The sequence below is a fragment of the Candidatus Babeliales bacterium genome (assembly GCA_019749895.1).
Lineage (GTDB): Bacteria > Babelota > Babeliae > Babelales > RVW-14 > AaIE-18.
This window is the reverse complement of record JAIEPG010000008.1, coordinates 53649-77711: the sequence shown is the minus strand read 5'-3', so window position 1 is coordinate 77711 and position 24063 is coordinate 53649. Positions and strand designations below refer to the sequence as shown.

The 24063-nt window shown below is 41.9% G+C and carries 23 protein-coding genes and 3 tRNA genes; 15 read left to right on the top strand and 11 right to left on the bottom strand.

The features are described 5' to 3' along the window. Positions 1–37 precede the first annotated feature (37 nt). The 8 genes from K2W90_05870 to K2W90_05835 form a co-directional block, all read right to left on the bottom strand. Positions 38–2299 carry a hypothetical protein gene (locus K2W90_05870; protein ID MBY0353861.1) on the bottom strand — a complete coding sequence of 754 codons (2262 nt, stop codon included), beginning with the start codon at positions 2297–2299 and terminating at the stop codon, positions 38–40. A 107-nt stretch (positions 2300–2406) separates the two neighbouring features. Next, positions 2407–2997 (bottom strand): tyrosine-protein phosphatase, encoded by a 591-nt coding sequence (locus tag K2W90_05865; protein ID MBY0353860.1) that lies wholly within the window; start codon positions 2995–2997, stop codon positions 2407–2409. Between the two features lie 59 nt (positions 2998–3056). Then, complete coding sequence (dnaJ, locus tag K2W90_05860) at positions 3057–4181, bottom strand: molecular chaperone DnaJ (protein MBY0353859.1); 1125 nt, start codon at positions 4179–4181, stop codon at positions 3057–3059. Between the two features lie 277 nt (positions 4182–4458). Then, positions 4459–4725: a GIY-YIG nuclease family protein gene (locus tag K2W90_05855; protein ID MBY0353858.1), complete on the bottom strand. Its 267-nt coding sequence runs from the start codon at positions 4723–4725 to the stop codon at positions 4459–4461. Positions 4726–4870: 145 nt separating this feature from the next. Beyond that, positions 4871–4954 (bottom strand) — tRNA-Leu (locus tag K2W90_05850). Between the two features lie 71 nt (positions 4955–5025). After that, a complete protein-coding gene (locus K2W90_05845) occupies positions 5026–5928 on the bottom strand; it encodes an NAD-dependent epimerase/dehydratase family protein (protein ID MBY0353857.1) in 903 nt (300 codons plus the stop codon). Positions 5929–5987: 59 nt separating this feature from the next. Further along, the gene (locus tag K2W90_05840; protein MBY0353856.1) at positions 5988–7349 is read right to left on the bottom strand and encodes an FAD-dependent oxidoreductase; all 1362 of its coding nucleotides are present in this window, start codon (positions 7347–7349) and stop codon (positions 5988–5990) included. Between the two features lie 81 nt (positions 7350–7430). Continuing rightward, a complete protein-coding gene (locus K2W90_05835; protein ID MBY0353855.1) occupies positions 7431–8561 on the bottom strand; it encodes a TonB family protein in 1131 nt (376 codons plus the stop codon). 173 nt (positions 8562–8734) lie between these two features. Here K2W90_05835 and K2W90_05830 point away from each other — a divergent pair, with 173 nt between their 5' ends. Continuing rightward, positions 8735–9481, top strand: coding sequence for a hypothetical protein (locus K2W90_05830; GenBank protein MBY0353854.1), 747 nt, complete (start codon positions 8735–8737; stop codon positions 9479–9481). On the opposite strand, the gene tilS is transcribed toward K2W90_05830, so the two are convergent. The 3 genes from tilS to K2W90_05815 all read right to left on the bottom strand — a co-directional run bounded on the left by tilS (position 9478) and on the right by K2W90_05815 (position 12099). After that, complete coding sequence (gene tilS, locus K2W90_05825; protein ID MBY0353853.1) at positions 9478–10551, bottom strand: tRNA lysidine(34) synthetase TilS; 1074 nt, start codon at positions 10549–10551, stop codon at positions 9478–9480. The genes K2W90_05830 and tilS overlap by 4 nt on opposite strands. A 128-nt stretch (positions 10552–10679) precedes the next feature. Beyond that, complete coding sequence (gene prfB, locus K2W90_05820; GenBank protein ID MBY0353852.1) at positions 10680–11777, bottom strand: peptide chain release factor 2; 1098 nt, start codon at positions 11775–11777, stop codon at positions 10680–10682. Between the two features lie 112 nt (positions 11778–11889). Then, positions 11890–12099: a hypothetical protein gene (locus K2W90_05815; GenBank protein ID MBY0353851.1), complete on the bottom strand. Its 210-nt coding sequence runs from the start codon at positions 12097–12099 to the stop codon at positions 11890–11892. A 355-nt stretch (positions 12100–12454) separates the two neighbouring features. Here K2W90_05815 and K2W90_05810 point away from each other — a divergent pair. From K2W90_05810 to K2W90_05745, 14 genes are all read left to right on the top strand, one after another. After that, a tRNA-Ile gene (locus K2W90_05810) sits at positions 12455–12531 on the top strand. A gap of 153 nt (positions 12532–12684) precedes the next feature. Then, positions 12685–12760 (top strand) — tRNA-Ala (locus K2W90_05805). A gap of 220 nt (positions 12761–12980) precedes the next feature. Beyond that, positions 12981–14129, top strand: coding sequence for a glycosyltransferase (locus tag K2W90_05800; protein ID MBY0353850.1), 1149 nt, complete (start codon positions 12981–12983; stop codon positions 14127–14129). After that, positions 14126–15283: a glycosyltransferase gene (locus K2W90_05795; protein MBY0353849.1), complete on the top strand. Its 1158-nt coding sequence runs from the start codon at positions 14126–14128 to the stop codon at positions 15281–15283. Before K2W90_05800 ends, K2W90_05795 begins: the two co-directional genes overlap by 4 nt. Continuing rightward, on the top strand, positions 15280–16440 hold the full coding sequence (locus tag K2W90_05790; protein MBY0353848.1) for a glycosyltransferase: 1161 nt from the start codon (positions 15280–15282) through the stop codon (positions 16438–16440). Before K2W90_05795 ends, K2W90_05790 begins: the two co-directional genes overlap by 4 nt. Positions 16441–16507: 67 nt before the next feature. Then, positions 16508–17620: a GDP-mannose 4,6-dehydratase gene (locus K2W90_05785; GenBank protein MBY0353847.1), complete on the top strand. Its 1113-nt coding sequence runs from the start codon at positions 16508–16510 to the stop codon at positions 17618–17620. A gap of 21 nt (positions 17621–17641) precedes the next feature. After that, positions 17642–18361, top strand: coding sequence for a hypothetical protein (locus tag K2W90_05780; protein ID MBY0353846.1), 720 nt, complete (start codon positions 17642–17644; stop codon positions 18359–18361). Positions 18362–18378: 17 nt separating this feature from the next. Then, positions 18379–19002 (top strand): hypothetical protein, encoded by a 624-nt coding sequence (locus K2W90_05775; protein MBY0353845.1) that lies wholly within the window; start codon positions 18379–18381, stop codon positions 19000–19002. 156 nt (positions 19003–19158) lie between these two features. Continuing rightward, on the top strand, positions 19159–19746 hold the full coding sequence (locus K2W90_05770; GenBank protein MBY0353844.1) for a hypothetical protein: 588 nt from the start codon (positions 19159–19161) through the stop codon (positions 19744–19746). Positions 19747–19808: 62 nt separating this feature from the next. Next, complete coding sequence (locus K2W90_05765) at positions 19809–20465, top strand: hypothetical protein (GenBank protein MBY0353843.1); 657 nt, start codon at positions 19809–19811, stop codon at positions 20463–20465. Continuing rightward, a complete protein-coding gene (locus tag K2W90_05760; GenBank protein MBY0353842.1) occupies positions 20462–21106 on the top strand; it encodes a hypothetical protein in 645 nt (214 codons plus the stop codon). The genes K2W90_05765 and K2W90_05760 overlap by 4 nt, the downstream gene beginning before the upstream one ends. Beyond that, positions 21051–21749 (top strand): hypothetical protein, encoded by a 699-nt coding sequence (locus tag K2W90_05755; protein MBY0353841.1) that lies wholly within the window; start codon positions 21051–21053, stop codon positions 21747–21749. The genes K2W90_05760 and K2W90_05755 overlap by 56 nt, the downstream gene beginning before the upstream one ends. A gap of 118 nt (positions 21750–21867) precedes the next feature. Further along, positions 21868–23169: a hypothetical protein gene (locus tag K2W90_05750; GenBank protein MBY0353840.1), complete on the top strand. Its 1302-nt coding sequence runs from the start codon at positions 21868–21870 to the stop codon at positions 23167–23169. An 83-nt stretch (positions 23170–23252) separates the two neighbouring features. After that, a complete protein-coding gene (locus tag K2W90_05745; protein ID MBY0353839.1) occupies positions 23253–24053 on the top strand; it encodes a hypothetical protein in 801 nt (266 codons plus the stop codon). The last annotated feature ends 10 nt before the right edge of the window (positions 24054–24063 follow it).

The following is a 24063-nucleotide window of genomic DNA, read 5'->3' as shown; positions in this document are numbered from 1 at the left end:
AATAAAGATTGAGCCTGCTTTTTCTTAGCGTCCTGATTTATTTTTTGTTTGCAATACGCTCGCTTTGTGCTTGCGTTTTGTTGTTCATAACGTCAAATGCATCTTGCAAGATATCGTCGTCAAAGCCTTCGCTTTGCAACAGATCAAGTGCAATTGCCTGGTCGGTGATACCTTTTTCAAGCTTGTAAGGGAAGGTGATGTTGTTGTATTCATCACGTTCAATGTACACTTTGAAGTTTTCAAACTTACCGTTTGGTGTTTTGTCTTCTTTGGTATCTGCTGCCAGATCCGTCATTACCATAAAGTGGGTAGCAAGAATTGCCAAGCTATTGTTGTACGTTGCCAATTTCTTTGCAATACCGTACGCAGCTGCTTGACCTTCCTTTGGATTGGTACCGGTAAAGATTTCGTCCATAATTACAAAGCTGAACTGATCGTTACGCAAGCTTCTTACTTGACGCAAGAGCTCTTGTGCACGGTGCATTTCTGCTTGAAAGAGCGATTCTTTACCTTCGGTGTCGGCAATGTTCATGTAGGTATTTACCAACGCAAATGGTGTCATGCTCATAGCGCGGGCTGGTGCAATACCAAAACTTTGTGCGAGCATTACGCAAACGGTGATAGATTTAAGCGCGGTAGATTTACCACCAGCGTTTGGACCTGTTACCACAGCGTTTTTAGGTTCGTTACCTCTGCCAAGCGTAATGCTGTTTGGAACTGCTTTATTTGGGTTCAAGACAGGGTGCCAAAAAGCTTCAATATTCAAGTACGGCGTCTTTTGGGTAAGATAATCAACAAAGCAGAAACTTACGTTGTCGTGATTTACAAACTTCTTGTAAAGTTTTGCAACCGACATAAACGCATCAATTTCACCAATTGATCGGATTGAGCCAACCAAGTTGTCTTTAACATCAAAGATTTCTTTGAATGCTGCCATTGCGCGGCCTTTGAATGCAATTAAGCTTGGTTCGTTCTTGAATGTGTCTGAACGCAAGGTTGCCAACAACTCTGCTGTTCTTGCGTTGCTGCCAGAAAACACATAAGCATTTTTAACTGCTTGCAAGTTTGCGCTCAGGTCTTGAGCCAAGGTGCTATTGCGGTGTACCAATTGTGCAATGTCGCTAACGGCTGTGGTAATTACTGCAGCACTGTTCATGCGACGATGAATGTCATTACTTACGTTGTTGAACGTAGTAGCATCGTTGATGGCTGTATTTGTTTGGCGATAGTACAGGTACAAGAAACCAGCGAGCATAGATCCGAACACTATGCGATCGCCGACCAGTACTTTTTGGGATCTTTTTTCACCAAAGAATTCTACTTCAATTTCTGATTTATAAATAGTTTCAATAAAGAATTTCTTTACTACTTTGAGAAATTCTTTGTATGAGTTGAAACCATTTTCTTTGCCGAATTCTCTATCAATATGGCGTCTTGTTTCGGCATCAAATCCTTTAATATAAAGCGTATTAAAGGCATTAAAAACGCTGTATGAAAGCCAGACAGGCATTAATCCTTGAATAACTGGGTTTGCTAATGTCCATGTGCCGACCATTTGTAACAAAACTTCATTTTTATTAAAGCTTGAAAAATCAATAAAGAATTTCTTGCCGCAGTAAGCTTGGTCGAAATATTTTGTTATTTCGTCGTCCATTTCTTTCCACAACCACAAGAAGTCTTTTTCAGCTGCTTTGTAAGCTTCAAGCTTTGCATCAACCTGGTTAAACAGCGCTTCGTCTTCAATAAATGCTTTAACAATGTTTTGACGACGTTTAAGCTCGTTAATATCGCTGGTTGCTTCGTAAAGCATGCGTTGCAGTTCAACAGAACCAACTGCTGTTCTGGTATGATTTAATGCTTTAAGCAAATTGTGGTCAGGTGCTGTTCTGCTGCCGCAATAGGTTTCAAGGTCATTGTGTACGTTGTCTGCAATGACTGTTTCAGGTTTTTGGCCAGCACGAGAGCCCAAAATTTGGTAGATGTATTTCATCTTTTCAACATCGCCCATTTCTTGAACTTTAACTTGTTTGAGTTGTTTTTTGTCTTTCAAATCAAGTTTTTTGTTGTGTTCTGCTATTTCTTTTGCCGCATTCTTTTCAGCCATTTCTTGCTTGGCCATTGATGGCAAGTGTAACTGAGCAAGGTCTTCGTAGCTGGTATGAACTTTTGTTCTTGCTGCTTGCGCTGGTTGTGTAGCTTGAGCTGCTGTTGCCAGTACTATGTTGAAGCCTAGGCAAACAATCAACAAGCGTGCGGTTTTAGCACTGCGCTTTTTGAAGGTGTGTAACAGATGTTGCATAAAATCCCCTTTGGATTAGTGCGTGTAACAAACAAAAATAAACAACGTTCGAAGACCATAACTTTTTTGTCAGAACTTGTCAAAAAATGTTGGATTCATAAGGATAGTTATGAGAAAAGTTGAGCGTAATGGCAAGGGTTGTAGCGTTCAACCAGCCATTGATAATTTTGCCATATTTTAATGAGCAATTTTTTGGCAGGGCGGCGGCGTGTTATGTAGCCGTGCTTTAAAAATGAGAATTGTTTTAATGCTGCTTTTTTGCTGCGCTTTTGCTGTTCCAAAACCCAGAGTGCTGCCGCTTCGCCGGTGCGGTCGGTGCCGCTTTTGCAATGAATTAAGATTGGCTTTGGGGCGTTTTGGTAGAGTGAGAGGAGTTTAACTAGGTTATTTTTGCTCGACATGCCGCTCGCGTTCATGCTGATATTAAAAAATTTTACGTCAAGGGCGTCAACCGCGGCAAGCTCTTGGCGCCACCAGTGTTTGTGTGTGTTGGTGCCGCGCAAGTTAATAACCGTTTTTATGTTATGTTTTTTGAGATAATGCTGTAAGCGGCGGGGTGATAGTTGGCGAGAGCGGTAAAGCGCTCCCTTTTCAACAGCAAAAAAATTGTCGAGTCGCTGTCTAAAAAAAGCAAGCCCGTGGCAGTTTGATGTGCATAAAAGCATGCCAATAAAAACTAAGAACCAATTTTTTTGCATGAAAAAGCCCCCTCTTTGCGCTTTCATTATAACGTGATGCACAAAGAAGGGGCAATAGTTTAGCCTAAAAAGCGTTTGAAAAATGATTTGAAGCCGCCGGAATCTTTATGATGTTTTTGTAATTCTGCATCATAATCCAGCAGTGCTTGCTTAACTTCTTCGTTAATTTTAGTTGGAATATCACATTGTGTTATGATAACCAAATTGCCGCGCTTGTGGCCGCGCAAGTCTGGAAAACCTTTGCCGGGGATAATAATTTCTTTTCCAACTGGGCAGCCTTTAGGAATTTTAATACTTTCCGTGCTGCCATCAATCAGCTCCATCTCAATTTGACAACCCAGTACCAGTTGTGGGTAGGTCAGGGTGAGCGTAGTAACCAAATCGGCATCCCGGCGCGTAAAATTTTTGTCTGGTGTTATGCTCATGATCAAGAAAAGATCGCCGGAAGGTCCGCCAAAAACACCCGCATCGCCTTTGCTTTGCAAGCGAAGTTCTGCGTTGTCGTAAATGCCGGCAGGAATGTTAATTGAAAAGCGGTCGTGCTTTTGCACCCGCGACTGTCCGCGGCACTGTGTGCATGGCGAAGCAATGGTAAACCCTTGACCGTGGCACGTGGTGCAGGGCTGGGAGTAGGCAAAAAAGCCTTGGCGGTAATGTAACGAGCCGGTGCCGCCGCATGGCTTACAACCTTGTGGCTTGGTGCCCGTCGCACAGCCTGAAGCGTTGCAGGTGGTGCAAGGAACGTAATGGAAAACTTTAATTTCTTTTTTACAGCCTTCGTATGATTCTTTTAGGCTAATTTCAGCGCGTTGAGAAAGATCGTGTCCTTTTTGTGGGACAGGGCCAGAAGCGCGTTGCTTTTTGCTGCGGCCTTGGTTGCCAAAAAGATCACCAAAAATGTCGCCAAAGTTTTCAAAAATATCGCCAAGGTCTGAGTAGTTGGCATGGTCGCCACCGCCACCCACGCCCGCATGCCCAAATTGGTCATACTTTTGGCGTTTTTCAGCACTTGAAAGAACTTCGTAAGCTTCAGCAGCTTCTTTGAATTTGTCTTCGGCTGCTTTGTTGTCGGGGTTTTTGTCGGGATGGTATTTGATGGCTAACTTGCGGTAGGCCTTCTTAATCTCATCTTGCGAGGCGTTTTTTGGTACGCCTAAAATTTCGTAATAATCTCGTTTGCTCATAGCCTTACCAGGTTTTAGAGGTCGGAATAATCTTAGTCAGTTAGACTTAGATTATAGCATGATAAAGCGCTGCAGACAAGGGCTTTTTTGGTGCCGCCCTTCGAGACGCCCTACGGGCTCCTCAGGGTGATCGGGGGGCAGAATGAGCGGGCTCGTAGGATTTTTTTTTGATTTAATATTTCATTTAAGAAGGCTGCCTGTCCGTCGTAGCTACAAGCGCTTTAGCGCGCAGAGCGTAGACGGAGTGCCGAAGAGGGGACTCGAATCCTCCTGCGCCCTACGTGGCTTCGGAGGACAGGCCCTGTAAAAAATGCTTCTTTAAAAAGACTTTACCAGAGCCAGATTTCAAATATTTTTCAAAAAGGATAGCATGTGATTCTTCTTGAAAAGCGGTATAGCCAACCAAAGCCCAAGGCTTATACTTTGCGGTATAACTTGATTTTCCGTCATTGTGGAGGCGTAATCGATGATCAATTGAATTGGTGAAGCCCACATATGTTTTTTCAGGGTTTTTAATCGATTTAAGGATATAAACATAAAGCATAACAAGTTCTTGAAGCAAGAAATAATTTATTGATCATTTAAAAAAGGGGCCTGCCAGCCAGAGCTACAAGTGCGTAGCACGAAGAGCGCAGGCTGCCTGTCCGTCGTAGCTACGAAGCGCTTTAGCGCGTAGAGCGTAGACGGAGTGCCGAAGAGGGGACTCGAACCCCTACCCCAGTTACGGGACTAGACCCTGAACCTAGCGTGTCTGCCAATTTCACCACTTCGGCGTGAGAAAAGGTACCTTTTGTACGTTGCTAAGAATACCAGTATTTATGCTTTTGCCAAGCTTTTCCAGCGGCTACAAGCTGGTAACTACTTTTTGGTACTTTTCGCAATTGGCTTGTGAGTGCATAATTTCGTTTTCGCGCGAAGGTTTAAAGTCGATATTGGTTTTTTGAATTTTGAGTTCTTGTTCAAGATTAGCGATTAATTCAAACAAGTTCATGCTCTTGCCCGAGCCGATATTAAAAACTTCGCCAACGCTTTTGTTTAAAAGTGCCAGGCGCAAGTTTGCTTGTACAACATCGGCAACATTAATGAAGTCGCGCGTTTGTTTACCGTCGCCATAAATAGTGAGTGGTTTTTGTGCAAGTAAATTATTTTTGAATTGAGCTACAACTGCTGCATACATACCTTGCGGGCTTTGGCGGTTACCATAAACGTTAAAGTAGCGCAGACAGGTGGTGTTAAAACCATATTTTTCAGCATACTCTTTGCACAGCTTTTCGCTTTCGTATTTGCTTTTAGCGTACGGGCTCAAAGGTTTTGGCGTATCGGTTTCATTGCAATTAGTAGTTTGGTTGCCATAAACGGCAGAACTTGAAGAGAAAACAAGCGTTTTAACATTGTTTTGGTGGCAGGCTTCAAGAACGTTTCTGGTCCCGTCAACGTTTATTTTCCAGCATAAGTCTGCGTAGTTGAGTGACTGTGTGACTGAAGCAAAGGCAGCCAAGTGAAAAACAAAGTCTTTGTGAGCGGTTGCTTTGAGTACGCTGTGCAAGTGGACAACGTCGGCGTATATTAAGCTTATGTGGGCAAGTACCGAGCGAAGATTGTTCAGGTTGCCGGTAGAAAAATTGTCCAAAACGCTGACGCGTGCGCCAAGTTCGACGAGCTTTTCAACCAAGTGAGAGCCTATAAAACCTGCGCCTCCCGTAACTAAGACCTGTTTGTTTTTATAAAACGATTCAAGTTGCTTCATTGCTTCCCTTACTCCTTTTTTTCTTAGCTTTTCACGCACACGTTATGCTTTTGAAAATGTTATATGACAAGTCCTTTTGTTTGTTGCGGCGCTCGTGGTCTTTTTATTGGTGTATGGCCTAATTGTGTCAAAATTTGTTCAGCTACCTTTTTGCCATCAAGCACCGCCTCTTGCATGCTTGAATATTTCCATTCGCCAAAACGGCCAATTGAATGGATGTTATGCTCGTGCAAATGTGCAAGAAGTTTTAACAAATTCTTTTCGCGCCATTGGTCGTAAATGACGTAGGCATGCTTAAGATTTAGAATCTTTTGTGTGACGATGTTGTCTTTAGTGAGCTTCAACGTTTCAAGTGCTTTGCCAAGAGCGTTGTGCTCTAACTGTTCAAGTTGCTTCATTGTTTTTGAACCTTGTAGGTATGAGCATTCGCCGTAAATTGCGCTACAACCTTGTTTTACGGATGTTGGGTTGATGTTATGCCAAAAGCCAAGTCGATAAAAAGGATATTGTTTTTCTGGGTAATAAAGCCATTGTTTCTCGGCAATATCCTCTTTATCAAACCCGATATTAAAGTTTAAAACACCTGCACATAAAAGCTTGGAGCTTGCTTGATGCCAGGTGGTGTGTGAAGCGTTGGTTGTTTGTTGTAGGAGCGTGTTGAGGGGCATGGTGGTAACTAAATGCTCAAACGTTGCATGGTTGCCGTTGTCAAAATGTACTCGTTTGCTTACCACATCAATGGTTGAAGTTTGATGGTTTAAGTAAAGTGGGTTGCGTAATTGAGGGATAATTTTTTTGATAATAAATTCAATGCCACCCTGTTTTGGATAATAAAATGAGCTGTTGTAGCCAACGCCGGTTTTGGATTTAATGGCACCATACACAATATCTTTGAGCGTTGTTTGTGGTACAAAGCGGCCGGTCCATGAAGGCATTAGTTTTTTTACATCAAAAGAAAGAATTTTTTCTTGGTAGGGGAAAAAGAAGTACTTGCCAAAGCCTTTGCCAAAATATTTTAAAACCCATTCGTAAAAGTTTTGTGGCTTTTTAAGAGACTGGCTCCGGTTAATAAAGCCTTCCAGGCATTCATAAATAATGCTGGCATCTCGCCCGTGCAGATTCATTTGAAATGGGTAGTCGGTGATTTGATTATGTAGGTAAATGCCCGATTTGCGCTCAATAAAATTGAAGTTATCAAGATTCGCGGTTGTCTGTAAAAAAGTTCTGAAGTAGTCGTCGCTGATGTGCAACAGGTGGCCGGTGAAATCGAAGGTAAAGCCATCTTGCTGGAACGACCGTAAAAGGCCGCCCGCTCGATCTTGTTTTTCAAATAATTGATAATCAAAAAAACCTGCCTGTTCCAAGTGGTAAGCTGCGGAAAGACCGGTCAGCCCAGCACCCAGTATGACAACTTTTGGCACGAGTTCTCCTTTTTGTAGAAGTGCTATCAGTTCATGATAACAAGTTAGTCAGTTTACGCAACATGCTTGTGCGGTGCTTTATTAAAACCCAAACATATGCGCATGAACAGAGATTATGCGAGCTGTTGGATAGATTGTTTTATTAAAATGTTTTGGCAAGGGAGGAAAGGGTGCTGCTTTGCGTACGCTTGCCAAAATGATATCGTCAAGTTCACGCATGCCGCTGGACTGAATAATGTTTGCGTGTGTGAGTGCGCCACTTTCGTTAATACTAAATTCAACAGCAACTTTGCCTTGAAGTGGGCGATTGCTAAAATGACGTGCAAAGTGTTGCTTCCATGATGCTTGTAACTGCCAGTTAATGCGTTGTTCGTACGAAAGATATTTGAGCTCTTCAAACGATGGCATTTTGTTTTCATCGCCCTTGCGCTCCAGCCAGTCATCGCCCTTATCTTTCAGGTTTTCTAAAAAGCCGCGTGTCATGGCAACAATATTTTGTTTTGGTGCGGGGAGAGCTTTGGCTGCCTCGCGCTTGACGAGTGGGGAAAATTCTTCTTTCTGTTTTTCTAGTGCCGCAACTTTTTGCTGTGTTTCTTCAATGTTTTTTATGCGATCTGCAAGTTTTTGTTGAGCTTTTTTGAACTCTTTTTTGCTTTCAGTTTTTTCAGCAACTTCATTTTTTGCCGTTTGTTTTACTTCTTTTGGTAGGCCGGGTGCTTTGATAACGCTTTCTTCGATTTTTTTAGGTGCTGTCGGCTTTGCTAGTTCTTTTTGGACAAGCTTCTTTTCTGGTTCTTGTGGTTTTGCAATTATCTCTTTTTTGAGTTCGGTCATTGCCTGTTTTTTCTCAGGAGCTTTTTCTTTTATTGTTGGTGCTTCGACCTGTACTTCAGCTTTGCCGTTACTCACGGGTTCAGGCATCTGTTGTGGAATGGTGTCGGTTGGATTGTCAAAAAATACAAAAGAACCAAAGTCTGATTTTTTTGGTTTGAGTGCCGCTGGCATTTCGTTTTTTTCAAATACCGGTTGAATCTGTTGGATCTTTTGTTCAAATGCTTTGACCAGCTCGGGTAAACTTATGTTAAAGCCAACGTGCAACACAAAAAAAAGAAGAAAAACATGAAACAACAGCGAGGCAATTATAAACAGTGTAAGGCGCTTTTTTTTGTGGTGCGATAGCTCAAGATCAAAAAAATGGTGTTTGAAATTCATTACTTCTCCAACGCCCTATGTTTTTAACGATCGGTTCTTATAATTTTATTGTAGCGTTTTTCTCAGTAAAAAGTCAGCAGTTTTGTCATAGAAAATAGATATTGTTTACCTTGTCACATGCGTCTTGCTAAAGTTGTTAAAGGGTTTTGGCAATTTTTTGAGGAGGGAAGAATATGAATAAAGTTATTTTGCCTGCGTTATTAGTAAGTCTTTTGGCTTGTGTCCATTGTTATGGTGTGCGCCGCTCGCTTGAACAACAACGTAAAAATTTAAGTAACGAGTTGCACATTGTGCCGGAGGCTCAAGTAAAGATAGAAAAATCTGAACAAAAGGATCAGCTTTTTTTGGCAGAAGCGCGCAAGCTCAAGGTTTCTGAGCGTGTACTTGAAGAATTAAAGTCTGGAGATGCCTCGTTGCGGTTGCAGCGTAAGCGTTGGATTTTGTACAAACAAAAAGAAAAGGCACAGCAAGAACTTCTCCATGCCCAACAGGCCGTTGTTACTGCGCAAGAGCATTTAAAAAAGCTGCAGGCAGAGTGGCAAGAAAAACAACAAAAAACAGGCACACCGCATGCTACCAACGCCGTGCAACAGGCCGCTGTGTTTGTAGACCCGTACGAAGAATGTATTTTTTCGTGGCAAGAACAGCTTGCTTATGCTCACAAGCGGGTTGAGCGGGCGGCTGAGCGCTTTCATAAAAGTGAGCTTGCTTATCGTGCTCAGTTTTTAACAGTGCCATCGCAAAAAGAGCTTTTGCAACGTCAGTACGAGCAGCATCGTGACAAAGGGCGTGTTCGCTGGTGGCATCGGTTGCCAATTCTTGGGAAACGGGCGCGCGAAGAAGCAGTTTTTCATCGCCAACTTGCGCAGCAAATGGTTCGGGATAGGGCGCAGGAAAAGACAACAAAAATAATGCCTTAAAGAGTTGGTTGATCTACGCTGTGTTTGAGCCAAAAGCTATTTTGTTTTTTGACGAGTGCCCAGTGCTCACCAAGTTGGTGGGTGCCGCCGCGTGAGCTTAAGAGAAATTTGAGCACTTCAGTGATAAAATTTTCGCTTGGTTTAAACGATGCTTTTTGTTCCACAAGCCAGTGAATAACTAGGCGCTTTTGAATAACCGGTTCGCAGGTGCGTAGTGCGGTAAGCGAGCCATGCATTTTAGTATCGAAAATGCTGCCAAAAGCTTGCAGGGTAAGTTTTTTTAAAAAATCATCTTCGGCTTGCAAATGCTGAATAGTACTTTCGCATTTTTGCTCAAAGCGCTCGTCGCAGTCGCGCAGGGCTGGTATCACATATTTTCTAATTCTGTTGCGTAAAAAGTCATCTGCCTGGTTGGTGGGGTCGGTCAGATACGCAATGTTGTGAGCATCAAGAAATGCCACAATATCTCGCTTGTCAGTTGTTAGCAACGGACGGATGTACGGCAGTGTAATGCTGTCCATGCAGCGCAGGCCGGCCAAAGAGCTGCCGCGCAACAAGCGCAGCAAAAATGTTTCCTGTTGGTCTTGGCGGTGGTGTGCCAGCGCAATCAAATTTGCCTGCTGTTCGCGCATAACGTTTTCAAGAAATGAACGACGCAGCTTGCGGCCAAGTTCTTCTAGCGAGCCATTTTGTTTTGCGTTCAGGGCATTGTTGTTTGCGTGTCCGCTGATCAGTTGCACACCAAATCTATTGCACAGCTTTTGGCAAAAAGTAACATCGTCTGCTGAGTTGGAGCGCCAGCCGTGGTCAAGATGGGCGGCAATAAGCTTGATAAACCCTTCGTCCTGGAGTTGGGCAAGCAGGTACAGCAAAAAGACTGAGTCTGGGCCGCCTGAAAGGCCGAGGATGATGGTGGGTCTTGTTAGTCCGATTTCGCCCGACCCATTCGACAAGCTCAGGGCGTACGGGCTACATCGGAGAGTGTGCTTTGCTACTGGATCTTTAAGATCTGAGCAAGCTTTAAAAATAATTTCTTTAGTGTCTCGGAGCAATTGTGCAAAGTTCAACATTTTTTTCGTTAGAGTAAGAGTGTTAAGGCCCGTACGTCCTGACTCTTCGATAAACTCAGAGCTAAAGGCCTTGCTTGCCTGCCCGTCGAAGCCTTGGCGAAGTCGGGTCGAAGGATAAGGGTCGGTATCTATTTGGTTGGCGTAGCGGCAGCATCAAGCAACAAAGCAGCTTCAATAAACAACATAATATCGCCATCAAGCACCAGGTCAGGTTGTGGTGATTCTACATCGGTTCGGTGGTCCTTGACCATTTTGTACGGATGCAAAACATACGACCTAATTTGTGAGCCCCACTCAATTTTTTGTTTCTTGACCGCGCCTTCTTTGGCTCTGCGTTCATCTTCTTGTCGCTCGTACAAGCGCGATTTAAGCAATTTCATGGCTGTCTGTTTGTTGCGTGCTTGCGAACGTTCGTTTTGGCATTGGACCACAATGCCAGTTGGTAAGTGGGTAATGCGTACAGCCGAGTCGGTTTTGTTGACGTGCTGGCCGCCTGCGCCACCGGCGCGGTAGGTGTCTATGCGTAGGTCGTCTTCGTTTATTTCGATTTTTACGTCTTCAGCTTCTGGCGTTACGGCAACAGCAGCAAATGAAGTGTGGCGACGTTTGTTTGAGTCAAAAGGAGAAATGCGCACAAGGCGGTGAATGCCGCTTTCGGTTCTTAAAAAACCGGTAGCATTTTTCTTTTGAATGTAGAGTGTGGCAGATTTTATGCCTGCTTCTTCGCCCGTTTGATAGTCGATGATGTCAACTTTAAAGCCCTCGCGTTCGCAAAAGCGCAGGTACATGCGCAGCAGCATTGAAGCCCAGTCTTGCGACTCGGTGCCGCCGGCGCCGGCGTTAATGCTCATGTAACAGTACTTGTCGTCGCCGTCTTGGTTGAGAAAAAGCTCAAGTTTGAATTTCTTAATTTTGCGGCAGAGCTGATTAATTTCAGGTTCTATCCCTGCAAGCTCTTGATCATTTTCAGCAAAAAGCTCAATCATTTCAAGATTGTCGTTATAGGCTTTGGTAATTTCGTCGTAACTTTCGCCCAAATGTTTTAAGCGATTGTACTCGCTGGAAATTGCATCGCGGTCTTTGTGCTGCCAAAAATTGGCGCCATTGACTTCGTCAGTGAGTGTGGTGAGCTTGGGTCCAGAGTTCGATTGTTCCCAAAATTGTTTAATTGCTTGAACATCTGGTTCTACTGATTTTAGTTTTTCGCGTAAATCATCAATAAGCATTGCTGTAAACCTAAGGGTCTTATGACGTGGTTAAAAAACATAAGATTTTTTACTTAGTAAACACCAAATTGATGATCTACGCAAGAAAAACAAGGTTTTAACGGCGAGGGTTTTAAACCTTCTGACCTTTTTTATTTTCATTACCGGTTGGCCAGATACGTTGAATATGAAAGTCTTTTTTGAAGTACTTCTTGCTCTTCTGACTCTTTTTAGACTTTTTACCTTCGTAAAACTCACTATGTTCGTGTTCTGGGCCGTGATTTTTGTTCTCTTTGGTAAGCTGGTTTGGATATTTTGCATCTAATCGTAGGGTTTTTCCCATGATATCTCCCTTTTGGTTTCCCTTTGTACTTCCTGCACAACGCAGAAAAGCTACCTTCATATGCTTATTATGATAAAATTTAAGCTTAATAGTCAATAATATTGCTCTTAAAAATTGGATCTATTGATTGAGTCGGTTGTTGCTGTTAAAGGCGGCATAAAGGGGCTGTAGGGCTGTTTTTGATTAAATATGAAATTAAATGCTAAAAAAAGCTTGAAAAGTGCTCTGGAACCAAGTACAATAGGTCCATCATTTTAAAGTGCCTCTTGGCACTGTTTTCTTTGAATAAAGTAGTAAATAGGCTCGTGCGCTGCACAAAATTGCTTATTATAGTACAAACTTGGTGTTAAATTTAGGGCCTATAGCTCAGTTGGTTAGAGCACCCCGCTGATAACGGGGAGGTCAGTCGTTCGAGTCGACTTAGGCCCACCAGTCTTCGCTCTTACGAGCTTCGTCTGGCAGGCCAGCCTTTTAAATGAAATTTAAAAAAGCTGTGCTGAGTAAACAACACAAAAGACTTTGCAAATCGTTTTTTTGTGCTAGACTAGTCTCAATTCAAAAATCACCAGGCCTATTGAAATGTTCGGGGGTATAGCTCAGTTGGTAGAGCGTCCGTTTTGCACGCGGAAGGCCAGCGGTTCGAATCCGCTTACCTCCACCACCCTGCGCTCTGCGCGCTAAAGCGCTTGTAGCTTCGGGTGGCAGGCTCCTCCTACGCCCTACGTGGCTCTGGAGGACGGGCACCCTCTTAATGAATTTTCAAACTATTTTTATTCTCTTTCAGTATGGGTTCTCCATGCGTACTATATGCCATTTTTTGATTTTTTTTGTAGCTATGCAATGCTCTAGCATCACAAAGAAATAATAAAAAAGGAGAAAGTATGAAGAATAGGATTATTCTCTTTGCTGGTGTATTGTTAAGCGCGTCTGTGCTGCAAGCATCACAAAAACCTTTGAAAATTGTTATGTCGCAAGAACACTTTCCCGTTAGTACTAACACTTTTGTCATTAACCAATTTGTTGGTTTGTTAGAGCGAGGACATGAAGTGTACATGCATGCCCAGCCTTGGCAGGGCCGAACGTTGGATATTGTTCTCCGTTATGGCCTTCTTGATAAAATTTTCCCTTCTTTTTCTTCTGAAATTGCAAATGCCGATATTGTACTTGCGCAGTTTGGTCCGCGTGGTGTTCAGATGCTCGAGCTTAAGAAAAAAGATAACTTGCCAGGAAAGTTGGTAACTTGTTTTCGTGGGCATGATATTAGTGCTTATGAAAAAAGGAATCCTGGTGTTTATCGAGAGCTTTTGCAAGAAGGTGACTTGTTTTTGCCCGTTTGTGAGTATTTTGCTAAGCGACTGGTTGAGCTGGGTGCGGATCCAAAAAAAGTGGTAGTACATCATTCGGCAATTGATTGTAAAAAATTTGCTTTTAAAAAGCATGAGCTTCCAGTTGCTGGTCCTATAAAAATTGTTAGTACGAGCAGGTTAGCGTGCAAGAAGGGTATTGATTATGCCATTAAAGCGGTTGTCCAGTTGCATGAGCTTTATCCGAATATTCACTATACTATTATTGGAGGAGGTGGTCAGAGGGATCGCTTAGAAAATATGGTGAATGCTCTTGGCGCAAAGAGTTATATTTTCTTTACTGGTTGGCTAGAGCCTGAGCACGTAATTAAAATTTTGAATCAATCTGATATTTTTATATTGCCTTCCATGACGGCACTTTCTGGCGATCAAGAGGGTATTCCTAATGCTCTTAAAGAAGCTATGGCGTTGGGTTTGCCGGTGGTGAGTACTTACCATAGCGGTATTCCTGAGCTGGTGACACACGGTGTTTCTGGCTTACTTGCTCCTGAAAAAGATCATGCTACGTTGGCACAAAATCTTAAGTTTTTAATTGAGAATCCTGATGTGTGGGAGCCTATGACGCGTGCGGCCCGTACCGTTATTGAGCAGGAATTTAACTTAGAAACAGAAAGTGAACGGCTCGAACAAATTTTATGTGCATTGGTGCAAGAGGGAGAGAGATGAAGAAATTAATCTTGCTGGTGTTGTTTTTCATGGCGATAGCTGAGTGTTTTTCTTCAAATCAGCATGTTGCAAAGCCGGCTATGAAGATTTTGTTTTTTTTGCAAAAGTTTCCTTATAACAATCAAGTTTTTATCAATAATCAGATTAGTGGTCTTATCGACCGTGGTCATGATGTCAAAATTTATGCAGAAAAAGTTGGTGATTCTACCATGCCGCGTGTGATTAACAAGTACAATTTTGACCAACGTGTTTTTTATGGTGATATACCTGCCAATGAAAGTGATTTTGACATTGTTCTTTGTCAGTTTGGCACGTCAGCATCGTCATGCTTATCATATTTTAACCGCGGGTTGTCGGGTAAACTGTGTATTTTTTTTCGTGGGTATGATTTGACGGGTTTGCCAAGTCGTTATCCTAATTTCTATGATAAGGCCTTTGCAAAGGCCTCGCTCTTGCTGCCGGTGTGTGAAAGCTTTGCTGATCGATTGAGGATATTAGAGGCGCCGGCAGAAAAGATTGTGATCTTGCATTCAGCAATTGATTGTAATATGTTTGCCTTTCGTGAGCGCACATTTCCTAAAGAAGGGCCAGTTAATATTGTTAGTACGAGTAGGTTAGTTGAAAAAAAGGGTATAGATTATGCCATTCGTGCCGTTGCTGCGCTGCACAAGACCCATCCAAATATTCATTACAGCATTATCGGTGATGGTTATTTGCGAATAAGACTGGAAAAGTTGGTCAAGGAGCTTGGAGCTGAAGAGTACATTTCCTTCAAGGGTTGGCAACCTTCTGAACAAGTTGCGCGTATTTTGGATCAGTCGCATATTTTCATTTTGCCGTCAATTGTTGCATTCAACAATGAAGAGGGTATCCCCAATGCACTCAAAGAGGCAATGGCCATGGGGTTGCCGGTTGTGAGTACTTATCACAGTGGTATTCCTGAGTTGGTTGAGCATGGGATTTCTGGTTTTCTTGCACCAGAAAAAGATGTTGCGGCTCTTTCAGAGCATATTTCCTACCTTGTTAAAAATCCTGATTTGTGGCCGGCCATTGGCCGTGCTGGCCGCGCTAAGATTGAGCAAGAATACGAAATGAACAAAGAAAATGATAAGCTTGAAAAAATTTTGTATTCGCTTGTTCAAGGAGAAGAATGAATCTGATTGTTGTTTTTTTAATTTTTTTGTTCTCTGGTTCGGCATATGCTGCTGTTCCAGTTTGTGAGCAAGAAAAAATCAAAGTTCTTTTTGTTGTGACAAAGTTTCCCTATGGTTTGCAGACGTTTGTTGTGAGTCAAATTCGTGGTCTGATTGATCGTGGCTATGATGTAAAAATTTTTGCCAAAATTGCTCCTGACCCAACACTTCCTGAAGTTCTTAAAGATTATGATTTTTTAGACCGAGTTTTTTATGAGGGCATACCACTCGAACACGGTAATTTTGATATTATTTTGTGCCAGATTGGCACCTTAGCGCGCGATTGTTTAGCGCTTCTAAATGACAAAAAAATATTTGGAAAATTGTTGGTTTTTTTTCGTGGACATGATTTAAGTGCCTATCTACAAAAAGATCCCCATGCTTATGACGATGTTATTAAAAAGGCAGATCTTTTGTTGCCGGTGTGCGATTATTTTGCAGATCGTTTGCGTTCTCTGGGTGCATCTTCTGAAAAAATTGTCACGCTTCATTCATCAACTGACGTAGAAAAATTTTTTTTTAGAGAGCGTGCTCCTGCTCCAGATGGCATCATTCGTTTGATTACCGTTTGTCGCTTAACTGGCTTGAAAGGAATTGAATATGCCGTGCAAGCGGTGGCTCGTATTTTGCAAAACCATAAAAATATCGAATATACCATTGTTGGAGATGGGAACATACGGAATCAACTGTCTCGGTTGATAGATAAGCTAGGTATTAGAAGCAATGTTAGACTTGTTGGTCGGCAAACTCATGAAGAAGTAGTTCGCTTGCTTGATCAGTCGCATATTTTTATACATCCTTCGGTTACTGCTGCTAGTGGCGAACAAGAAGGTATTCCTAATGCAATACAAGAAGCAATGGCAATGGGACTGCAGATAATTAGTACCTACCATAGTGGTATTCCAGAACTAGTTGAGCATGGTATTTCTGGTTTTTTGGCACCTGAAAAAGATATTAAGGCATTGACTGAATATCTTGATTATTTGATTAAAAATCCTGCTACGTGGCCCGCTATGGGCCGTGCAGGTCGTGCCAAAGTTGTTCAAGACTTTGAAACCAAAAAAGAACATGATCAACTTGAGCAGATTTTTTCGCGTCTTCTTTTTCTTCCCGCTTGAATTTTTTTGAGTGCCTGGGCTAGAGTGGTGGAGGCAGGCATAGAAAAATGAAAAAAGAGGGGACAGAATGAATTCTTTTGTATTAAAAAAACGAATGCCGTGGTTTGTTCTGTTGGTGCTGTGTGTTTTAGGCCTGACTATTTGGATGGTGTGCGGGGTTGAAACTAAGCAGCTTGCCCGAAAAAAAATTATGATTACCGGTGGGGCGGGTTTTATTGGTAGCCATCTTGTTCAAGCATTGCTTGAGCGAGGCAATCGTGTGGTGATTGTTGACAACTTTTGCCCAACATACGATCCGGCTTGGAAGCGGCGTAATATTGCTGCAATTCAAGCGCATGACCTAGAAAAATTATGCATACTTTACGAGGCCGATATTTTGGATATGGACAGAATGTCGGCCATTTTTGCCCAAGAGCAGCCCGACGTTATTTGTCATTTAGCTGGTTACGCCGACCTGCGGGCTAGTATTGAAAAGCCTGAGGACCACTTGGCAGTTAATACCATGGGTACGCTTAACATGCTGGAGCTGACAAGAAAATTTGGTATAGAGAATTTTGTTTTTGCTTCAAGTAGCAGTGTTTATGGCAACAATGTTCAGGTTCCTTTCAAAGAGATCGACGATACCGATCGGCCAACAAGTCCTTATGCGGCCAGCAAAAAAGCAGGCGAGTTGTTAACGTACACCTATCACCATTTGTTTGGTTTGCGCTGTGCCTGTTTACGTTTTTTTACTGTTTATGGACCGCGTGGAACGCCCAACATGGCCGCGTTTAAATTTATTGATGCTATTCATAATGAGAAATCGTTGACACGTTACGATGGGCAAGGTAGCCTGCATCGTGATTTTGCTTATGTTGGCGATATTGTTGATGGCATTGTGCGTTCAATTGACAGTCTTATGCAAAAAAATATTGGATTTGAAGTGATCAATCTTGCTTATGGTTCAACTGTTTCGTTGGATGATTTTGTTGCAACAATTGAGCAGGTAGTAGGCAAAGAGGCTCAGCAGGTGCGCCTGCCAGCACCGCGAACAGAGATGGCTGTTACGTATGCGGATATTGCAAAAGCGCAAACATTGTTGGGGTATCAGCCAAAGACAACGCTTGTTCAGGGTATCAGGTCAATGTATGCGTGGTATGTGAATGAATACTGCCCAACGCGTAAAACAGAAGATTTATAATGTTACACCAAAGGATTTTACATGAAAAATTTGCTTATACTTGTTGCCCTTTTTTACGGGATAGTTGGGAGCTTTCAGGTGCATGCTGCAGCAAAAAGCCCAAGGTCTCCAAGGCAGAGTTTACTCAGGGCTCGAAGTTCTTCACACGGTGCTTCTTCTATATCTAAAATTTCACCCCCAGCTTGTCCGCGTTTGCAATCGGTGGTGCAACAAGCTCGTGAAGAAACAATTGCAATGAATGGTTTTATTCTTAAAAGAATGATTGACGCTATTGATGACACCAAGGTTGCCATTATTTCACTAGAACTTCTAAAAAATTTTCATACCAAAATTTTAAGTGATGAGTTAAAACTTGCTAGCAAAAAAGGCACTATTCGCATCGAGCAGGACTATATACAGCTATTGAAAGATATTAGTAGTTTTTTTTGCTTGGTTCGGCTTGATGTTGACGATGTAATCTGTATGGACGATATGTGGTTTTGTATCAACACCTTACTGGATGACTTTGTTCGTATTTACGAAAGTTACCTTGCTGAAGTGGTTAGTAATAATCGTTCAATTAATCTTTTTTTTGTGAGAAAAACTTTTTGGGAAAGTATGACCAAGCATGTGCGAGTTATTTTAGATAAAAAAGATATGGCGTTGGATGGTTGGAGAGACTTGGTGGTTCAGCGTACAAGAGAAGTGATGAAAAAAACTGGACATGAAGAAGATCTTCTTGAGCTAGAAAGTATTATTTAGCGTAAAAGGTAGGTACCATGAAAAAAAAGCTGTGTGCTTTTAGTTTTTGTGCGGTTGTAGTACTGAGTGCTAATGTTTGTTGGGCTGCAGCAAGTAGTAGTAATTCGCCAACAGGTGGCCGCAAGCGTAGCAATTCGCTCTTGGGAAAATTGGGGATAATTGTTCCAAAATCGCCGTCATCCTCGCCAAAAGGTTCGCCGCGAGGTTTAGGCAGCAACCCACTACAAAAAGCTATTGACGATCTCAGAGCTCTCGAACAAGAAATTACGCTTAAGTTTTCGTTTGCTCATTTGTATGTACAGCCAGAGACTATGATTAATGGCCATGTTTTTGCCCAAATCCACGATTTGTTAGTTTCCTTGACTACTGCCGATTCTCTTGATGAGTTGGCAAGAAAACCCTTGAGCCTACGTATTATGAATCTTTATGAAAAGGCGTACAAAGGTTATCTCAAACATCTTGGCTATTTAAAGTATTCTCTGGCTTCTTCTGAACAGCCTGTAGGTACACTTGCGCAAGAAACGTTTCAAGTTTTATTTAATGGCTGGCTTGGGGAAGGGGTACTTGATGTTGGGCCTTTTTTTCAGGGCATGCGTGAGTCTCTAGAACAAGCAAAGGCTGCCAGAATAGCTGATGCATAAAGGACTTGTTCTCTATCTGCTATTTAATTTAGACCAAAAAGAACAAACTGTTTTTTGCTTATAACTGACTATGCTACGCTAAAAACACGCCTAACGTGTTTGGCGCTGTTTTTAGAAAGCATTATTGGTATCATAATCACCTTTGGGGAGGGGCTTATGGAGATTTGGGGCAGAGTAGTGGTTAGTTGTGTATTGGTAGCCTGTTTGAATACTATTTGTTTTTCTGCATCATCGTCGTCGTCTGAAAAAAAAGGGGGTTCTTTTCATCGCAGGGGTGGTTCTGATGGCAGTGGCAGCTTTCGTGATCTCATGGGGCGTATGGCATCGCGTTTATCTCCGCGCAGGGATAAATCTGTTGAGCAAATTTTCACTGAATTAATGCAAGAACGAGAAGAGCTTCGAGAACAAGTTGGGTTAGAAGGAGCTGTTGCCAATCATCAACAAGTTATTGATAACTTGATTAACTGTTTCTCTTCTTTGGCAAAAACTGAAGAAGTGCGTGGATATGCTTATCGACATCAGTTTGACTTATGCATAGAGATGTTATCTTTGATTCAAGCAGTACATATGAACTATGAGAGGCAGGGTGGTCGAGGTACTGATTTGATCAATTATGAAAAGATGCTAGGTCTTCAAACCATCGTTGATGATCTTTTAGGAAAGGCCATGGTTAATGTTTTCCCGTATTTTGAAGAATGGCCAACAACCCTTGAAGAATTGCCCGAAAAGCCAGACAATTTTTAAATGGGCATATTCGACGTAGGGAGATTTTTTTAGTTAAGCCTGATTGAGCCTGAGGGGGGCATATGAGAAGTTGGCATAAAATGGTTTGTAGTTCCATGCTCATGTTGAGTTTTTATAACTTTTGTTTTTCTGCTGCATCTTCTAACAAAGAAAGTCGTGGCAGAAGCGGCTCAGACGCTAGTGATCGTCCAAAAACGGTATTGCAAAGATTTGCATCAAGGCTTTCTTTGTCCAGTTCGCCCAGCAGAAAAAAAGAATCAGCTATTATTGCTGAAGAAATAGAGGGAATTATTCGAGAAGAAGCAGGATTCCAGCAAGAAGTACTTGGTTATTCTCATGAAGAACTCTTGGCAGAGCGGCGTAAGATTGCTGAAGAATTTCAAGAAGAGCATACACCCGTTAAACTTGAGCATTTTTATCGATTGTACCAAAATTTCAAAAATATTATCAAAACTGATCATTTTAGAGGTTTTGCTCCTGAAGCAAAAATTGCGATATGTAATAATATGCTTGATTTGCTTGATGCGATGCATCAAAAATATGCTATTGAACGCAAGGCAAAAGAACCAATGAATGTTGATATTATTGACAATGAACAAGAAGAGAGTCTTTGCCAAGCGGTACAAGGATATCTTGAAGAAGAAGGTTGTGTTGATATTGCTCGTTGTTTTAAAGCAATGCGTAATCGTTCTTATGTAAGACTGGAGCACGTGGTATGAAGATTTTGTGGATTGTTTGTGTCCTTGTTTTTTATGCGCAGTGTTCAGGTGCCGTGGTTGATTACCAGTTACTTAAGAAACAAGTTGATCAATGCGGGAGTGTTGTTGGTTTGCTTAAGAGTAATGCTTACTATACGTATCTTGATGTTGATCGTATGACGCACGGGTTGAGTAGTCTTGATAAGATTGTATTTTTTGTAGAGATTGCTGATACTTTGCTTCCTTCTGAGCAAAAAGCGAGTTTGTGCAATGCTTGTTGTGCTGCAATTTTTTCTATTTTTTCTTACTTAACAAATAGTGATAAATTGATTGTCCAAAATTTTGTTGAAGCAAAAAAAGTATTTGAACGTGCGCTTAGAATTTTTGCAACAGCTCATGTAAATCTTTTAGAAAATCAAAAAATTCTTCCTGTCGAATCGCCCAAGCGCAAACGTTCTAACAGCGATATGGGTTGGGCTGCGCCTGATGTTATGGCAACTATGCAAAAGGTTATAACGGACCTGCTTGCTGGGCATACGTTTGAAGTCAAAATTTTTTTTGATGAGGTTGTAGCGTTGGTTCAAAAAAAGTATGAAGGAGAAGATGATGAAGAAGATTATAAAATTGATGGTTCTGTTGGGCTTTGGCTTGACAGCGACTGACGTTTTTAGTGCTGGCAGTAGAGAAGGTTTGCACACTAATATCGAACAAAGTGTGGCGGCATTGCATGCTCAGTACCATTTTTTGCAAACACTGCACAGCGATCTTGAAGCACTCAAGAATCAACAACAAACACCGAGGGTTAGAGCGCGTATTGAAAGCCTGAATAACATATGTAGAGATTTTGAACAAGTAGTATTTAAGGACTTGCAGTCCTGGCACGCTGATGCTGATGGATACATACAAAAATTATTACAAGAAGAAGTTGATGAATCTGACACTGAATTGACGGGTCATTTGAGTGAGTTGGATGAAAATTATCGTCAGTTTACTGCCATTATTCAAGGAACAAGTCGTTCAACAGCGCTGGATGTTGCCAAAGTTTTGGGTGAAGTTTTTCAGGTTTTAATGATTGTTAAAACAAAAATGGAACAAAATATTGATACCATGAATCAAGCAGCGCCGGGTGTTATTGTTGACTACGTGCGTTTACAAATGTACAAGCGCATTTTGATGTGGTCTCTTGGTGGTCTTGGGGCAGCGCTAAGTGTTATGCTGCTTGGTAATTATATGGAATGGTGGGTTATGGTGATACCAGGGGTGAGTGTGTCCGGCGTTCTTCATTCGTTGCTTAATATTATTTAAACAATTTTTTCAACATCTTAAACTATGATAACCTTGATTATTTTATTGAATATTGGTAATCATTACGTCTAGTGAGCGTTGTCGTGAAAATAGTCAAGGTAGTTTTAAGAGGATAAGAATGAAAAAATTATTAGGCATTACTTTTGTCTTTATGCTGTTGAGTTGCTCGGTACAAGCAGCAGCCTCTCAAGAAAAGACTGAAGAGTTTGATTTTAATTTTGTTGAAGTAACAAGAACTGAGCGAGGGCGTGTTTATACTGGCATGGTTTCGCGTGAAGATTTTGAGAGGTATCAAAAAGCTGGTGCAAAAAAACGTTCAATAGAGCGTTCGTGGATTGGCAAGGAATTGCAGTATGTTGCTAATGTTGCTCCATCAACAAAAAAACGTACAAAAAAAACCTCAGTACCAGCTTTTGTTGGCATTCCGGTTGAAACGCCGCTAGAAGTGCAACCAGTAAGTGAGCCAGTAGTCTTGCCAAGAACACGTAATAGTTTTGATACGGGTGAAGTTTTTGCTGATGCGAATGATTCTGATATTTTTGGTAAAAGCCCTGAAAGAAGGACGCCGCCAGCTTCGCCAAAAAGAACTGATGTGGTGATATTGAGCACTCCTGAAAGCAGCCCTGAACGAGTTACTGGTTCTCCTGCTTGGCATGAAGATACCAATAGTGTTTCTAGTTCAAGTTATCAAGATCAAGATTTTTCAGCTGGTAACAGCGTTACCCATGAAGCATTACCATCGCTTGAGCTGCAAGATACTGATTTCAATTCTCGCGATAACGTAGCTGGGCAAGGTACTCTTGTGCAAGGTTCTAGTAGTGATGACGAAGAGCCGGTTGGTGGTCATGATGATGTTGATGGTGATGAAGATGAAAATCAGGAAGAGGTTGCTCTAGAAATTCGTCAGTTGTTGGCGCGAGCATTTATTTTGAGTCGTAATTTGGAAGCAAATGTTTTTGTTGAAAACAAAGATATTTATCAATTGGCTGATGGCTTAGAAAATGCTGCACGTCGGGAGTTGCAAACATTGGGGCACATGGCGGAAGATCAAGCTGAACCATTGGTTGTAGAAGAAGTAACCAACTTGCTGGAAGCGGTACAGAAAAGTATAGAATCTCGTCTTGATCCAGCGCAAACTGCCAACATGCTTAAAAAAATGTTGAGCATTGCTGTGGCATTGCGTGCAGCTGCGGTGCAACTGCAAAAGGCGCAAGAAGAGCCAGAACAAGCAACTGGTTGGGCAAAAACTGCTTCTCGTTTTGTTCCAGCTTCAAAGCTTGGCAAAGCAACAGCAGGGTTGTCTGTTTTGGTTGTGCTTGCTGCAGGTTCCTTGATAACGGTTTATGGCGGTTGCCAGATGGGATTGTGGGATTTGTGCCAAGGTTTTAGCATAACGGATTTAAGTTCATATTTTTCCTAGGTGCTGATTTATAAGAATATTATGGTCCTTCAATTGTCACGTGACAGTTGAAGGACTTTTTTTTAAAACGAGAAGGAGTTGGTATGAAGTTTACGCATGTGCGTGCCTTTGCATTAGCATTGAGCCTTGTAGTAGTAAGTCCTTCTTTTTTATATGGGGCTTCAGGAATTTTTTATTATCCAAATCCAGGACCGTGGGATGCCAAGGCTATGCAATTGATTAGTGCGTGGATTGCGGGCCAAAACTATGAAAATGTGATGCCGTATCTTTATTACTATACAGAAACTGATCCAAAAGAAGCAGTTGTCCAGCTTATTTTAAAGAACGCACGTGAGTGGCAACAAGTGCCTATGATGTATATGATGGTGCGCCACTACGTGCGCAGACTTGATCGAGGGAGCATGCTTTCGCAAGAAGAATTTTTAGAAATGTTTGTATATTTATTGCTTTCGTTGGTGCGGACACAAGAAGACTATTTGGGTTGTGTTACTGTTGAAAAACCACATGAAGGAGCGCCTAAAGTCTATGCGTTATTGAAGTGGAAGTATTGGTATTGGTTAAGCAGTTATTTGGACAAAACAAGCATAACGTATCAACAAGCATTTCAAAGAATGAGAGAGATTTTGCAACGAACTGATTATGATCGTATTCCAAATCTTGCTTGGATATTGCATTGCTATGGCAAGTTTAAGAGTACCATTATTTTCGGGTCTCCAACTGAGCTTGAGCAAAGAAAATTTCAAGATAATGCAGAATCGGTTAAAGCTGCGCGTTTAGCAAAGCAAGGAATGGTGCTTCAAGATTTTGCTATATATTCTGAATGGAAGAATTTTTTTGCTGATGTAAGAACGTTGTCATGGTCTGAATGGTTTTTTAGTAGCTAGGTTGTATGAA